15 protein-coding genes and 1 pseudogene are annotated in these 12,198 nt (G+C 64.4%); 6 read left to right on the top strand and 10 right to left on the bottom strand.

Going from position 1 to position 12,198, the window contains the following annotated elements:
- The first annotated feature begins 55 nt into the window (after window positions 1-55).
- Window positions 56-277, top strand: coding sequence for a DUF6011 domain-containing protein (locus ACIPAE_RS21265; RefSeq protein WP_329365887.1), 222 nt, complete (start codon window positions 56-58; stop codon window positions 275-277).
- A gap of 212 nt (window positions 278-489) precedes the next feature.
- Window positions 490-1,794 carry a HEAT repeat domain-containing protein gene (locus ACIPAE_RS21260; protein ID WP_402447178.1) on the top strand — a complete coding sequence of 435 codons (1,305 nt, stop codon included), beginning with the start codon at window positions 490-492 and terminating at the stop codon, window positions 1,792-1,794.
- A 60-nt stretch (window positions 1,795-1,854) separates the two neighbouring features.
- On the opposite strand, the gene ACIPAE_RS21255 is transcribed toward ACIPAE_RS21260, so the two are convergent.
- A complete protein-coding gene (locus ACIPAE_RS21255; RefSeq protein WP_329365892.1) occupies window positions 1,855-2,352 on the bottom strand; it encodes a hypothetical protein in 498 nt (165 codons plus the stop codon).
- Window positions 2,353-2,821: 469 nt separating this feature from the next.
- Between ACIPAE_RS21255 and ACIPAE_RS21250 the strand changes: the two genes are divergently transcribed.
- The 3 genes from ACIPAE_RS21250 (at window position 2,822) to ACIPAE_RS21240 (ending at window position 6,243) form a co-directional block, all read left to right on the top strand.
- The gene (locus tag ACIPAE_RS21250) at window positions 2,822-4,054 is read left to right on the top strand and encodes a hypothetical protein (RefSeq protein ID WP_402447175.1); all 1,233 of its coding nucleotides are present in this window, start codon (window positions 2,822-2,824) and stop codon (window positions 4,052-4,054) included.
- Window positions 4,055-4,567: 513 nt separating this feature from the next.
- Window positions 4,568-5,092 carry a DUF4365 domain-containing protein gene (locus tag ACIPAE_RS21245; RefSeq protein WP_402447172.1) on the top strand — a complete coding sequence of 175 codons (525 nt, stop codon included), beginning with the start codon at window positions 4,568-4,570 and terminating at the stop codon, window positions 5,090-5,092.
- A 191-nt stretch (window positions 5,093-5,283) separates the two neighbouring features.
- Complete coding sequence (locus tag ACIPAE_RS21240) at window positions 5,284-6,243, top strand: hypothetical protein (RefSeq protein WP_402447170.1); 960 nt, start codon at window positions 5,284-5,286, stop codon at window positions 6,241-6,243.
- Window positions 6,244-6,341: 98 nt separating this feature from the next.
- On the opposite strand, the pseudogene ACIPAE_RS21235 reads toward ACIPAE_RS21240, so the two are convergent.
- The 3 genes and pseudogenes from ACIPAE_RS21235 to ACIPAE_RS21225 all read right to left on the bottom strand — a co-directional run.
- Window positions 6,342-6,539: pseudogene (locus ACIPAE_RS21235) on the bottom strand (SAM-dependent methyltransferase); the annotation flags it as partial.
- A gap of 151 nt (window positions 6,540-6,690) precedes the next feature.
- On the bottom strand, window positions 6,691-7,140 hold the full coding sequence (locus ACIPAE_RS21230; protein WP_402447168.1) for a hypothetical protein: 450 nt from the start codon (window positions 7,138-7,140) through the stop codon (window positions 6,691-6,693).
- A gap of 456 nt (window positions 7,141-7,596) precedes the next feature.
- Complete coding sequence (locus tag ACIPAE_RS21225; RefSeq protein WP_402447165.1) at window positions 7,597-8,172, bottom strand: hypothetical protein; 576 nt, start codon at window positions 8,170-8,172, stop codon at window positions 7,597-7,599.
- A 168-nt stretch (window positions 8,173-8,340) separates the two neighbouring features.
- Between ACIPAE_RS21225 and ACIPAE_RS21220 the strand changes: the two genes are divergently transcribed.
- The gene (locus ACIPAE_RS21220) at window positions 8,341-9,264 is read left to right on the top strand and encodes an FkbM family methyltransferase (protein WP_402447163.1); all 924 of its coding nucleotides are present in this window, start codon (window positions 8,341-8,343) and stop codon (window positions 9,262-9,264) included.
- Between the two features lie 120 nt (window positions 9,265-9,384).
- On the opposite strand, the gene ACIPAE_RS21215 is transcribed toward ACIPAE_RS21220, so the two are convergent.
- The 6 genes from ACIPAE_RS21215 to ACIPAE_RS21190 all read right to left on the bottom strand — a co-directional run bounded on the left by ACIPAE_RS21215 (window position 9,385) and on the right by ACIPAE_RS21190 (window position 11,970).
- On the bottom strand, window positions 9,385-9,690 hold the full coding sequence (locus tag ACIPAE_RS21215) for a helix-turn-helix domain-containing protein (protein WP_402447161.1): 306 nt from the start codon (window positions 9,688-9,690) through the stop codon (window positions 9,385-9,387).
- Complete coding sequence (locus ACIPAE_RS21210; RefSeq protein ID WP_402447158.1) at window positions 9,683-10,204, bottom strand: DUF6907 domain-containing protein; 522 nt, start codon at window positions 10,202-10,204, stop codon at window positions 9,683-9,685. Before ACIPAE_RS21210 ends, ACIPAE_RS21215 begins: the two co-directional genes overlap by 8 nt.
- Before the next feature lie 68 nt (window positions 10,205-10,272).
- Window positions 10,273-10,632 (bottom strand): hypothetical protein, encoded by a 360-nt coding sequence (locus tag ACIPAE_RS21205; RefSeq protein WP_402447155.1) that lies wholly within the window; start codon window positions 10,630-10,632, stop codon window positions 10,273-10,275.
- A gap of 86 nt (window positions 10,633-10,718) precedes the next feature.
- Window positions 10,719-11,084 carry a hypothetical protein gene (locus ACIPAE_RS21200; protein WP_402447152.1) on the bottom strand — a complete coding sequence of 122 codons (366 nt, stop codon included), beginning with the start codon at window positions 11,082-11,084 and terminating at the stop codon, window positions 10,719-10,721.
- Entirely contained in the window at window positions 11,084-11,803 is a 720-nt protein-coding gene (locus ACIPAE_RS21195) for a GntR family transcriptional regulator (RefSeq protein WP_402447149.1), read from the bottom strand. Before ACIPAE_RS21195 ends, ACIPAE_RS21200 begins: the two co-directional genes overlap by 1 nt.
- The gene (locus tag ACIPAE_RS21190) at window positions 11,800-11,970 is read right to left on the bottom strand and encodes a hypothetical protein (protein ID WP_402447147.1); all 171 of its coding nucleotides are present in this window, start codon (window positions 11,968-11,970) and stop codon (window positions 11,800-11,802) included. The genes ACIPAE_RS21195 and ACIPAE_RS21190 overlap by 4 nt, the downstream gene beginning before the upstream one ends.
- Window positions 11,971-12,198: the final 228 nt, after the last annotated feature.

The following is a 12,198-nucleotide window of genomic DNA, read 5'->3' as shown; positions in this document are numbered from 1 at the left end:
CCGTCCGGCGCGACCGGATTCCCGCGGCGGCCGGGGTATCGCGCACACTGTCCTCATGCCCTCCGACGCCCCGCTCCCCGGCCTCGCCACCGACGAGGAACTGGCGGCTGCCGGGCGGCGGGTGGTGCTCTGCGGCATGTGCGGGCATCCGCTGTCCGACGCGGAGAGCCGCGCATGGGGGCTCGGGGAGAACTGCCGGCGCAAGTTGGGCGGGAACGCGAGTGTGCGGCGCCCCGGCCGGTTCGAGGTCGACCAGGAGGGCATCCCCGGCCTCTGAGCCCGCCGCACCGGTTCTCCGGGGTCCTCCGCGCTCGTCGGAGCCGGTCTCCTCTGCCCCGACGGTCACAGCGACATCGGGGTCAGCGGCGGTGCCGGAATCGGTGGCGGAGTCGGTGCCGGAATCGGTGGCGGAATCGGTGGCGGCCGAGTGTCGGACCCGTGCGCGATGCTGAAGCCGGGGACGATCACGGGCAGGCAGAGGGGGCCGGAGTGGCGACAGATCCGATACGGGGCCTCGCGTCGGACGACACACGTGAGGCGGCCGCGAACGCCCTGGTGGCGCTGGGCGCGGAAGCGGTGGAGCCGCTGGTGCGGGAGTTGGCGGACGGCGACTCCCCGGTGGGGCCGCGGCAGATCCGCGAAGTGCTCCAACGGATCGGCAGCGGGGCGCTGGAGGGACTGTGGCAGGGATTCCGGTCGGCACCTGCCGAGGCGTCCCGGAGTCGGTTGGGCTACGCGTTCTCCTCCTTCGGCCCGGCCGCTCTCGACCACTACCGGACGGCGCTCGCGAGCAACGAGCCGTTCATCCGGGCCGCGGCTGTCGAAGGCGTCCGGGGATGCGACGAAGCCGGGCGGACCGCACTCCCCGCCGTGCTGCCGTTGCTCGTCGACCCGGACCCGGAGATCGCCAGGAAGGCGCAGTTCCTGCTGGTCCACCACGGGCAGGAGGTGGTACCGCTGCTCCAGGACGTCCGCAGGCGCGGGCCGGGCCGGCTGCGGGCGCGGGCGCTGACCGTGCTCGCGGACATCGGCGGGGAGGCGGCGCTGTCCACCGCTGACGTGGCCGCGGTCGAACGGCTCATCAGGATCAGGCTCCAGGACGACAGACCGACGGGGATCTGGGCCTGCTGGAACCACTGGATCGCCGTTCCGAGTGGGGACCAGGCAGGAGTCATGGCGGTCCTGGGCCTGACCGACCCCAGGTCCGCGACCTTCAAGCTCGCCCACGAGGTCATCGACTCCGACGGCCACTGCCACGACGACTCCGCCTACTCCCGGGTCTTCGTGACCCCTGAACTCGACGGTTGGACCCTCGTCCTCGGCGCATGGTGCAGCCCGTGCCACGAGGAGCGGAGCGCGGACGTCCTGCGCCTGTGCACCGAACTGAGCGCACGCTACGGCCAGGCCCAGGCGTACTACTGGGGAGGCCAGGGAGACGGCTCCGCCTGGCTCGTCGCCGAGCGCGGCGCCGTGGTGCGGCGCTACTGCGAATCGGGCGAGGCCGACGACGAGTTGCTGACCCTCGGCGAGCCCCTCGCGTTCGAACGTGAGCACCGCACGAAAGTGGGCCTGCGGCCCGAATGGGACCCGGCCCAGGAGAGCGAGGAGGACGAGGACACGTGGACGCACGAGGCGTACGAGATGGCACCGGACATCGCCCGCGCCTTGGGGGTGAGCCCGCTCGCCCTCGAACCCGCCATCGGGCCTGACACGCCCTCGCGCGGGACCGGGGTCATCGCGCTGACCCCGTACGCGGCGGCACACGGGGTGCCGCCGGGCGCGTACGGCATCTGAAGGCCGGACAGGGCGTTTCCATGCCACGGGCGTTCGGATCGGGACCGGAGGGTCGGGGGGTCAGAAGCCGTTGCAGTCGACGGTCGCGGAGGGGCCGGTCGCGGTGGCCGTGTGCGCCTTGCCGTTGTCGACCACGACGGAACAGGTCGCCGTGCCGCCGCCCGGTCCCAGGGTCAGGGAGAGCGAGCCGCCCTTGACGAAACTCTTCGTCGTCAACTCCTTCTGCCACGGCAGCGTCTTCGCCGTCACCTTGGTCGTCGAGATGGTGTCGTCGTGCCAGGTGGGGTACCCGATGGTCACGTCGCGGGCGGTGCCGGTGACGCGGTATCTCACGGTGACCGACTTGCCCGCGTCACCGCGGACGACGGCCGCGATGGCGATGATGCCGCCGAAGAAGACCACGGCCGCGGCGAGCAGGACCCACGGCCGCTTCCGCCTCCTTCGCGGCGGAGGAGGGTGCACATGTCCGTGCGGCTCGGGCGCCGGCCCCGCGGCTGGCCCTCCGCGGGGCTCCTTCCGCTCCGGACCGGGGTCCTGCCCCGGCGTTGGCTCGCTCATGGACCCAGGATGCGGTGGGCCGACCCCCACGGCGAGCCGGGAGGAGCCCCGATACGCCAAAGGGCCCCTCCCCCGCGCGAGCGCAGGTGAGGGGCCTCTTCATGGTGTGGCGGCACGTGGATTCGAACCACGGTAGGCTAAGCCGACGGATTTACAGTGAACCGGCTTCACCCCTCCTGACCAGGTATTTTCCCGCAACCTCCTTCAGTCGGGGGCCGCTGGGGGGACGATCAAGCTTTCGCTGCATTGCTCGGTCCCTTCCGACTAGTTGCGTAAGACGGGCCAGCGGAGCAGGCCACTCGGCATCGGATTTCGGTCGACCAAGACCATCCGACAGCTTCTGCCGTTGCGGACAGTAGAGCCGACCACGGGCGGTCGTCCAAGTCGATACACCAACCCCGAGTCGCACGAGCCCACAGAATCTGGCAAATCCGTTGACGCAAAGGTGATTCTGGGACACTCTTCCTTAATGAGCAGGATCTCACCAACTCTGCACCATATGCATAGCCGAAAGTATCAAACCGGCATCGTCGAAGTGCCCGAAAAGACGTTCGCAGACCCCACCTTCGTGGCCCGACTCTCCTTTCGAGTCGGTTACGGCTCACAGGTCTCCAGCTCCGCCATAGTAGATGCCGTGGCCGGAGCAAACGATAAGCAATTCTTTTGCGACAACAGCATCTTTGAAGATGACGCCGATCCCAAGCTCTGGGAAGCGCTGGCAAATCACCCCGGAAAGTTCTTCATCACGACTGAAGTTCGCGAAGAACTTACACCATGGCTCGCCATCCGTCCCAACCATCCGGTCAGCCAGATGATCGCGACCAAGAGTGAACGCCTCACGGTCATTGACGACTCGGAACTGACGAGTATCGATCAATTGGCGAAAGATTACTACGTCGCCCTCCTTCGCGCTCGAAGGAGGGCAATTGCCATGCCTTCGATTATCGAAGAAGCGCAATCCGCAAAAGACAAAAACGGCACACCTATTACGCCGTACGCAATAGCCCAGAAGGTATTTGGCGAGCGGGCGGCAAAGCTCTCCATGAAAGGAATTGGCGACACCCGAGGAACCGACGAAAAGCTAGTATTTGCAGCGATTCACCGGGCTCTGTCAACTGGAGTCAGCACCATCATCCTTACGAAGGATGCTGACATCGAAGAACAATTTTTCAAGCTCATCTGGCTGCTGGATACGCATTACCGTTCCATGCTACTCGCAGACGCTTACGCAGATTGCTTCAGTAGATTCCCCCTTGCTCCAGTACCACAAGAGGTTCTCGATAATGGAATTTTTGTAGGCACCAACAACGTACTGGCCTACCGCCCCGACTCCATGCTCCAGGAAGTATTGCCGAGCAACTTCAGATTCGTCGGCGTCTCGTGCTGGAAATGGGGAGTCCGAGCCTCTGCGATAACTTTCGGAGCAGAGCGGGAGATGTATAGAGTTCTGTACATCAAAGGAAAAACAAAAGGATTGAGCACAGATAAGCTGGGCGGGCGTAACTTCCACGCATGGCTTGGCCCACTACCCGTGCCACAGAAATTCCGTAGCTACTCTGCGATTGTCAACGACTATCGAATTGAAGTCCCGGATGGCATGGCGCATGTTGCCAATCTAGACGTAGCTCAAGCCATGTTTTCCGCAGAGCAACACGCAGTCTACACGCCGATGCAAAAAAGAAGTCAGTTGTGGACGCCGTGAGAACACGGGTAAGTCGATTATTCTGACTTTGACTAAGTCGATTGGATGAACTCGAAAAAGTACACCTACCTCACGCCGAGGCATTCGAGCTTTGGACGTGGAGCTGTTGGCACCGGTCATCACGACGATGACGCGAAGCCTCGCAAGTACCGGTCCGCGGCGCCGTCCGTCTCGCAAGTCGTGACCGCCCAGCGCGGTGGGGCCCGAGCAGGGACGCGGCGCGAAGGGTTCCCCGTTTGAGCAGGTCCGCTTCCTCCGCCGTAGGCATCCAGGCGAAGATTTGCTTCTTCATGCGGCAAGTCTCGCAACCGGCGTCGTACAGCACACGAAACCCCCCGCCACGGCCGGCGGGGCCCCGGGTGGGATCGACGATCCGCGTGCCGTCGACGTGTTCGGGCCGGTAGTTGCTGGTCAGGACGTGTGAGCTGGTCGCCCTATTGCGCGGCCTCGCTCGTCGGACCAAAATGACTGCCTGAGGCTGCGAGACTGCCGTCCGCGGCGGGGGGAGATCAGGTGGGCTTAAACAGCGAAGTCTGGCAGGGACATTTCGCCGAAGGACTAGTTTGGGCCCTATCGTGCGCGGCCGGCCTTAACCCGGGCAAGCGCGTATTGGATGTGGACGGAGTCGACATCCAGATTGGATTCCCCGGTAGGGCAAGCACTATGCGCTACCCACTGATCGAGGCACAGGTAAAATCCTGCTGCAATCCTTCTTACGTTCGCGATTGCTTCGCCTATTCTATCCCCGTAAAAAACTATAATGACCTTATCGGCCGAGTTGGGATCGAATTACCCACTCGACGATATCTGTTTCTGGTACACACCCCCGCATCTAAAGCAGATTATGTTACTTCGACACCCGGTTCGAGCAACTTCCATCACGCGATATATTGGGTCGACTTGATGGATCGGGAGCCGATAGATCCCGACTCTCAGGCATACAAAACGGTTCACGTCCCGACGGTGAATCTACTGACAGTCGACAGCTTAACGCAGTTAGTCAAGGGTGGCGTTATCGAAGGGGGTCGTTCTAGTTGATTACAAATGTAGGAGACTTCCGCTACGCTCTATCTGGCGATCCTCAACGCATCTCCCTCTACTTAACCTCGCGTGGATGGCAGCCGCAAGACGACTCTGGCGGGACCCTCTGGGTCGCACATGACGAAGCATTCGAAGTATTCGTCCCCCGGCATCGCAGCATGAGGGGATACTCTTCGTATCTGAGCAGCATGCTCAAGACTCTTGCAGTTGCCGAAGGGCGAAATGAAGCGCAGATTGCCCTTGAGATCTCCGTTTCTGATGCAGACGTACAATTTGTACATACAGATCCCGACGCAGACCCGGGAACTACGCCTATTAATGAAGGCGTCAGGGCATTCGAGAGTCTACGGCAATGGGTTCTGTCTGGCGCCGTTTCCGCAACCTCCGGAAAGGCGCGCCTCGTACAGCCGGCGCGGAAGCCCGCTGCTGCGCTAGACTTCATGCGCGCCGTTCGCCTCGGGCCAACCTTTGAAGGCAGTTATGTTCTGACTGTCTACATCCCGGTGCCCCCCCTAATCGGGCAAACGGCGATCGAAGTTGACCACCCGCAGATAAGGCTTCTCAACCAGCCGTTTCAACGGCGCGTGTCCCTCAAATTACGCGAGGCTACCCGCGCTGCAATTTCGGCTGCCGACGAGGTGATTCAACGTCGCGAGGGAATCGAGGCTTTCACGAGGCGCGCAGAGTTGGGCGTCAACGCCAACCTTTGCGAAGCACTCACCGGATTTACTTCCAGGGAGGGAGGGGGAGCCCGCATTGACTTCTCGTGGGCATTGTCCCGCCCTGTCGAACCGGAGGCGCCAATAGTTCTCAATCGGGATCAGGTGGTTGTGCTTACTGAGGCGGCGCAAGACTTGCGTGCCGCTGCCCCAGAGGATGACGTCACTGTTATCGGCGCAGTAGTAAGGCTCCATCGCGAAGGCAAACTGGGTCCAGGAGAAGTCAGCATCGCCGGCATCGTTGAAGGTGGATTCAACGATCGCTTGAGAAGGATTTGGCTCGATCTGGCAGAAGAGGATTACTCTGTCGCCACGCGGGCACATGAAAGCGGTGCTTCTGTATCGGTTACCGGAAGCCTAGTAAAGCGGGGAAATAGGTACGTCATGCAGAATACATCCGGTTTTAGCGTGCGCCATGATTCTTCTTGACGTATATGACGACATGCTGACAGGCCGGGTAGCAAAAGACACTGAGACTCCATCTATCCCACGAGCTCGGCTAATCGCCTCGGGTATCCGTCGGGTGCTCAGCCTGGCGAGTGACCGACGGCGAGCAAGTGAGAACTAGCCGCTAGCAGTTCGGGGTAGGGCTCTGCCAGTCGGGCAGCCGTGAGGGCTGAGAGAAAGAGCGCTTCACACGGTGCGGTCCCCGTTTGTTGCTCAACCGCCTTGAGTTGAGACCAGGTTGGACCTTCGATACCGAAGACCTCAACGTGCCCCCGTCCGCGCCACGTCCTGATCTTGATTCGAGCGCACGCAGCACCGAGCACCAGCCGACACGCCTGGCAGCCAGTGCGACTGCGAAAGTGAGCAAACCTATATTTCAATAAAGTCGCGCGAATCCAAACCGCGTGAAATTGTCCATTCGCGCCGACCTTAATCCTGAAACGTATTTCCAAAATCATCCCCACCGGCTCTTTGCCGGCCTTCATCTTGCCTATATTGATCCATGATTTCGAACAGGGTTGGCTGCTCGTAGGAAAGCAAGTTCCCACGGCTGACAGCATCAATGGCCACCCTAAGTTCAGCTCGCACCATTTCAACCGAATTTGATCCGCCACCACTGCGCAGCCAGACGGGCCAACTTGAGAAAAACAAGGTACGGGCAGGATTCGTCATCGCCCGCAGGTGCGCAATTTTAGTCTCCAAAGGCAGGTCGGACACAACGACCCAACGCGTCGCGAGCGCAAAGTCAGCAAATATATCACTAAATAGGCGCTTAGCTAGAGAATGCCCACCCGATTCATAGCTATCCACGATCTCCTGGGTTGCTTCATCAAGCTGAATAAGCCAACGACGTTCTTCAACATGTACCTTCTGAACCATGCTTCTGAAGTGTGTACTTGTTACCATTCGACCATCGCGCGATTCTCGCGTTGTCACCGTGGCTCCGTCTGCCGTCCGCCGCCCCGCTTCCAATCGGTCGCAGGCGGCCAAAATAATTGCCGCCTGCCGAGCTAAGCGATACCGGCCCCGGAGGCTCTCCTTTACTCTCTCACCACGGGCTTCGAGCCATGGCTTTACAGTCAGTTCCAGAACTACCGTTGTTGCAAGCGCCGTCACGACGGCGGCCATCACCGCAGCCCCTGCACTCGACATTTTGGTTACCAATCCGCTTAAAGGAGAAAAGCTACCTGCTTCACGAGCGATCAATCGATTCGTAGAGCCCGCGAGAAGCCGCCCAAGCTATGAGAGAGCTACTACGGCAAACATCGTGGAGTCAGCCTATTATCCGGCCGGTCCTCCGAAGGCCGCGATGTGACGTTTAGACTCCAACTAGTTTCAGACCTCGTGTTCGCCCTGTGCGGATCGAGAATCGGGGAGTAGAAGGTCCCGTTCCGGGTGCACCTCGCCCATCACGGAGCCGCTGACGCCCAGGTCAACCCGCGCGGTTTCGTGGAAGGCGTTGATCGCTGCGAACACGGCCCGGTTGCGGGCGCGCCAGTCGTCCAGGGTGCCCGGCGTCTTGCCGGTGGCTTGCCAGTCGACCTCCAGGGTCGCCGCGTTCAGGGCGTGGGCGGCCTCAACCACCTCGTCGCCGGCCAGGAGCATGATGCGCTCGAAGGCCCGGCCGCGGAGGTGGGTGGCTTCGTAGAGGTCGGCCCGTTGGCGGGACTCGGGGTCGTCGCTGACGCGGATGCCCTCGCGGTGTTCGTACAGTTCGACGGCGAGGTAAACGGCGGCGCGGACGCGGTCGATGTAGTTCTCGTACGCTTCGAGCTTCTTCGTGTCCCAGCGCGTGAGCAGTTCGCGGCGGATGCGCTGGCGCTCGGTCCAGTAGTTGGTGACGTACGTCGTGAGGGCGCCCAGGAGGACGGCGGCGATGGTCAGCAACTGCTCGGACGTGCTCAAGCCCACCCCCGGTCCCCGAGTCATCAAGACGTCTTGAGGATTTTAGGAGGGTGGACGGCGACGCGGGAGCGGTTCCGGGGCTTCCGGGTCGCGGGGCCCTCGGTGGCCGCGGGCGCGCGCCCGTAGGGTGGGTGCCCTGGCAGCGTGCGGCGCGTGCGGCGGAGGAGCGAACGGATGAGCAACCCCACCTCGGAAGCCCTGGTCACCCTGGGCCGCTGGTACGTGCGCAACGCCCCCGGCACCCTCGGCAAGGGCACGCTCGCCGGCCGCTGGCTGAACCCGCACCTGCGGGACGAGCCGCGCCGGCGCGTCACCGAAACCGCGAGCGGCGCGCGCTTCGCCGTCGACACGCAGGACCTGATCCAGCGCTACCTGTACCTGTTCGGCACGTGGGAACCGCGCATGACCCACTGGCTCCGCAACCGCCTGGGGCCCGGGGACACGTACATCGACGTCGGCGCGAACATCGGCTACTTCAGCGTGCTCGCCTCGCAACTCGTAGGCCCCACCGGGCACGTCGTCGCCATAGAGGCGTCGCGCCCCTTCCTTGACCGTGTAGAGCAGAACGCGCGGCTCAACGGCTGCACGAACATCCGCGCCGTGCACACCGCCGTCTCCGACAAGGACCAGACGCTGACGTTCATCCTCGCCAGCTCGGCGAACATGGGCGCGAACAGCATCGTCCCCTGGGACGGCCCGACCGAGTCCGTCTTCGACATCGACGCGCACCCGCTCCCCGACGTACTGACCGACGAGGAGATCACCCGCGCGCGGGTCGTCAAGGTCGACGTCGAGGGCGCCGAGGGCAGCGTCGTGCGGGGCATGGCCCCCATGCTCGAACGCCTACGACCCGACGCCGAGGTCACCGTCGAGGTCACACCGGAGCGCATGGAACAACTCGGCGACTCGGTCGAGGAACTGCTCGACACGATGCGCGACGCCGGCTTCCACGTCTACCGGCTCGCCAACGAGTACGCCGCAGCCTCGTACCCCGCCGCACTGCGCGGCGCCTCAGCAGTCCCCGTACGGTGGCGAGGCCCCGTCACAGGCGAGAGCGACCTCGTCTTCTCCCGGGTGGACGCGGAGACGTTGCCGTAGTTGCCCTTGGGCGCCGGCGGAGCAACAGGGAGAGAAGCGCTGCGGACGCGGAAAAGCGTTGGGCCCGGTACGGCGGCCGGGCCCAACGTGGTTTGCAGGAGCGGGACTTACAGAGGCAGTTCAGGCGGCGTCCTGGCCGTCATCAGGAACGCGCTTGCGTTCCAGGACGACGCGTGGGCAGTTCAGCGCCTCGGCGATCTTGATGAGGTTCGCCGGGGTGGCGCTGCGCCAGCCGGACTCGATCTCGCCCATCAACTGCTCTGAGATACCTACCCGTTGGGCCAACGCCCGCTTGGTCAAACCGGCCATCTTCCGCGCCCAGGTGACTGCTTCCGGCTCCTGGTAAAGCCTGTTGGTGGCGCGGCGCCTGGGGATCGACGTGTCTCCCTCCGGCGAGAGTTCAGGGGGATTGGTGGCGTCACTCATCCGATCGGCCCAGCACCGTACCGCCGTTGATGTTCCAGTCCTCACACGCGGCCACGAGCATGGGCAGTATCTGGTGGTCGATCCGGTCGGCCTGCGCACGGAAGTGGTCCGCGACCCGGGCCAATCCGTCCGGGTCGAGGTCGGGAATCCAGTTCTCCTCGCAAAGGTGCAAGTTGGCGACCGGGGCTCGGGGTTCGGGGTCCTTCGCGTACGGGGTGCAGTCGACCGAGCACGACAGGATCTCCTGCTCGACGGACTTTCCCGTGCGCGCGGCGGCGGTATAGACGGGCAGGGTCTGACCGGGAAAGCGGACGGTGTGGTGGATGTCGGCGAGCCGGTCGGCCAACTCGTTCGTCGGCACGTTGTGTTCGCTGGGGTCGGCTCCCGCCCAGCCGGGCAGGTGGCCGTGGATCGTGGCGCCGTCGATCGTGGTGAGGGTCCATCTCCGCGGGGTGGCGGAGGGTGGCCCGGCGGTGTCGCCGGAGCCGGGGTCGGCCGAGGTCTCGTTGACCATGCGCAGGTTGCTCCTTGTCTTCGAGGTTTGGGGCTTTGAGCAAGGGAGTTGACGGGGCTGTCCGTCGGCTACAGCGGCAGAGGGCGCGGAAGCGGGAAGGGCTCGGCAGGCTGGGGCGGGTCGCCCAGCGTCCAACTGTGGCCGCCGGGGTGGCCCGCGAACTCGCTGCACGCGTCGTCGTCCTCCGCGCGGACGGCCGGGCAGTCGGGGATCTCGATGGCCGCGCGTGCCGTCTCGCCCTCCCGCCAGAGCGCCCAAACCGTCCCGGCGTCCGGGCCTCGGAGGTTCAGCGCGGCGCCGTAGTGCACGGGTCCCCCATGCGCTTCGATCGTGCAGACGAGCGTGGCGAACACGTCCTCGCGGGTGTACGCGCACGGGTCGTCGGCGGGCACCAGGCTCAGCACCGTACGTGCCAGTTCCTCGGACATCAGGGCACGTCGACCGCAGATGAACCTCAGTGCGGGCCCGGCACGAGAACCACGTTGAGTGGTCATAATTCCTCTCTGGCAGGCGCTCAGCGGGCCTCGCGACGGGTGAGGGCACGGCTGGTGAAGGCACCCACCACCTCGGTCATGCGGGCCGCCTCCTCGGGGTCGAGGTCGTCATCCGGAGCCGGGAGGCGCTGGCCACGACACTCGGCCACCCGCAACACGTCAGTGAGCGCGGAGCACAGGTTCGAGACGACGACGCTCAACTCGATCTCATCGACGTGACGTTGCAACACGTCGGTCCGCACGTGGTCCAGGAGTTCGCGGCTCATCCCGAGTTGGACCGATTCCAGGTTGTCGGCGAGCCGGGACAGAAACGACGTGCCGGCGGCGTCCGAGTCCAGGTAGCACGGTTTCCCGTCGACGCCGGGCCACGGCAGCAACCGCATCATCAGCGCACCTCCTCGGTGGGTGATTCCGTACCGATCCGGACGGTGAAGGCTGCCTCGGCGCGGTCACCGGGCAGCACGACGAGGGCGTAGGCGAGGACCTGTCCCTCGTCGGTTTTGAGGGTGCGCTCGATCGCGAGGAGCGGCGTACGGGCGGTGATGCGCAACGACTGTGCTTCCGCGCCGGTGGGGAACCGGGCGGTGACCTGGTCGGTGCTGATCACCATCGAACTGCCGGACCCGGCCGCGAGGCTGACGAACAACTCCATGCCCCACGGCGAGGATCGGGTGACCCGGACCACGCCGGCTTCCTTCGCCACGGACAGCGGTACGTAGATGCGCGCGAGGGACTGAACGGCGTCGTCGCGGTGGCTCAACAGGACGTATTCGGTGAGGGGTTCGTCGGGCGGTCTGCCGAGGTGATCGGCCAACTCGCCGATGGCGGTGGTCGCCTGGGCGCTCACGATGACGTCAAGGTCGTCGGCCGCCGAGGGGTAGGTGAGCCGTTGGGGCGCTCGGCAGACGAAGTTTCCGCGACCCTGGTGCTTGGCGATCAGCCCCTCGGCTCGCAGGAGTTCGAGAGCATCGCGCAAGGTGGGCGTGCTGACGTGGTATCGCGCCGCGAGCCTGGTCTCTGGAGGCAACCGCTCTCCCTCGGCGTAGTCCCCCGCGGTGATCAGGCGACGCAGGTCGTCGGCCACGACCTGGTGGCGCGCGGTCACAGCCGCACCGCCGAGGCGAGCCGTCGTTCTGCGGCGAGGACGTACGGGCGGACGAGTACGGTCTCCTCCGCGCGGATCAGGCTCCAGTGCGGAGGCGGCGGCCCGACGCGGGTCACGAACTCGGTAGTCGCGGGATCGGCGATCGGCACCAACGGGTCGTTCCGCAAGAGGCGTTGCTGCCTGTGCCGTCCGGCGGGCGGGAAGAGTTGCCGCGCGATCCACACGACAACTCGGTTGCAGAGATGGGGCATTGGATCAGCTCCTACGGTTCAGGTCTGTCCCGGCCCCCCGGGGCGTGGCTCGCCTCGGGAGGGTCTGTGCACACGACCGCCCACAGCAGGCGACCGCGTGAGGCGCCGTCGGCAAGGCCGAACCGGTCGGCCGTTTCGAGGACC

This window comes from Streptomyces sp. NPDC087270 (assembly GCF_044744625.1).
Taxonomy (GTDB): domain Bacteria; phylum Actinomycetota; class Actinomycetes; order Streptomycetales; family Streptomycetaceae; genus Actinacidiphila.
This window is presented reverse-complemented; position numbering and strand designations above follow the sequence as displayed.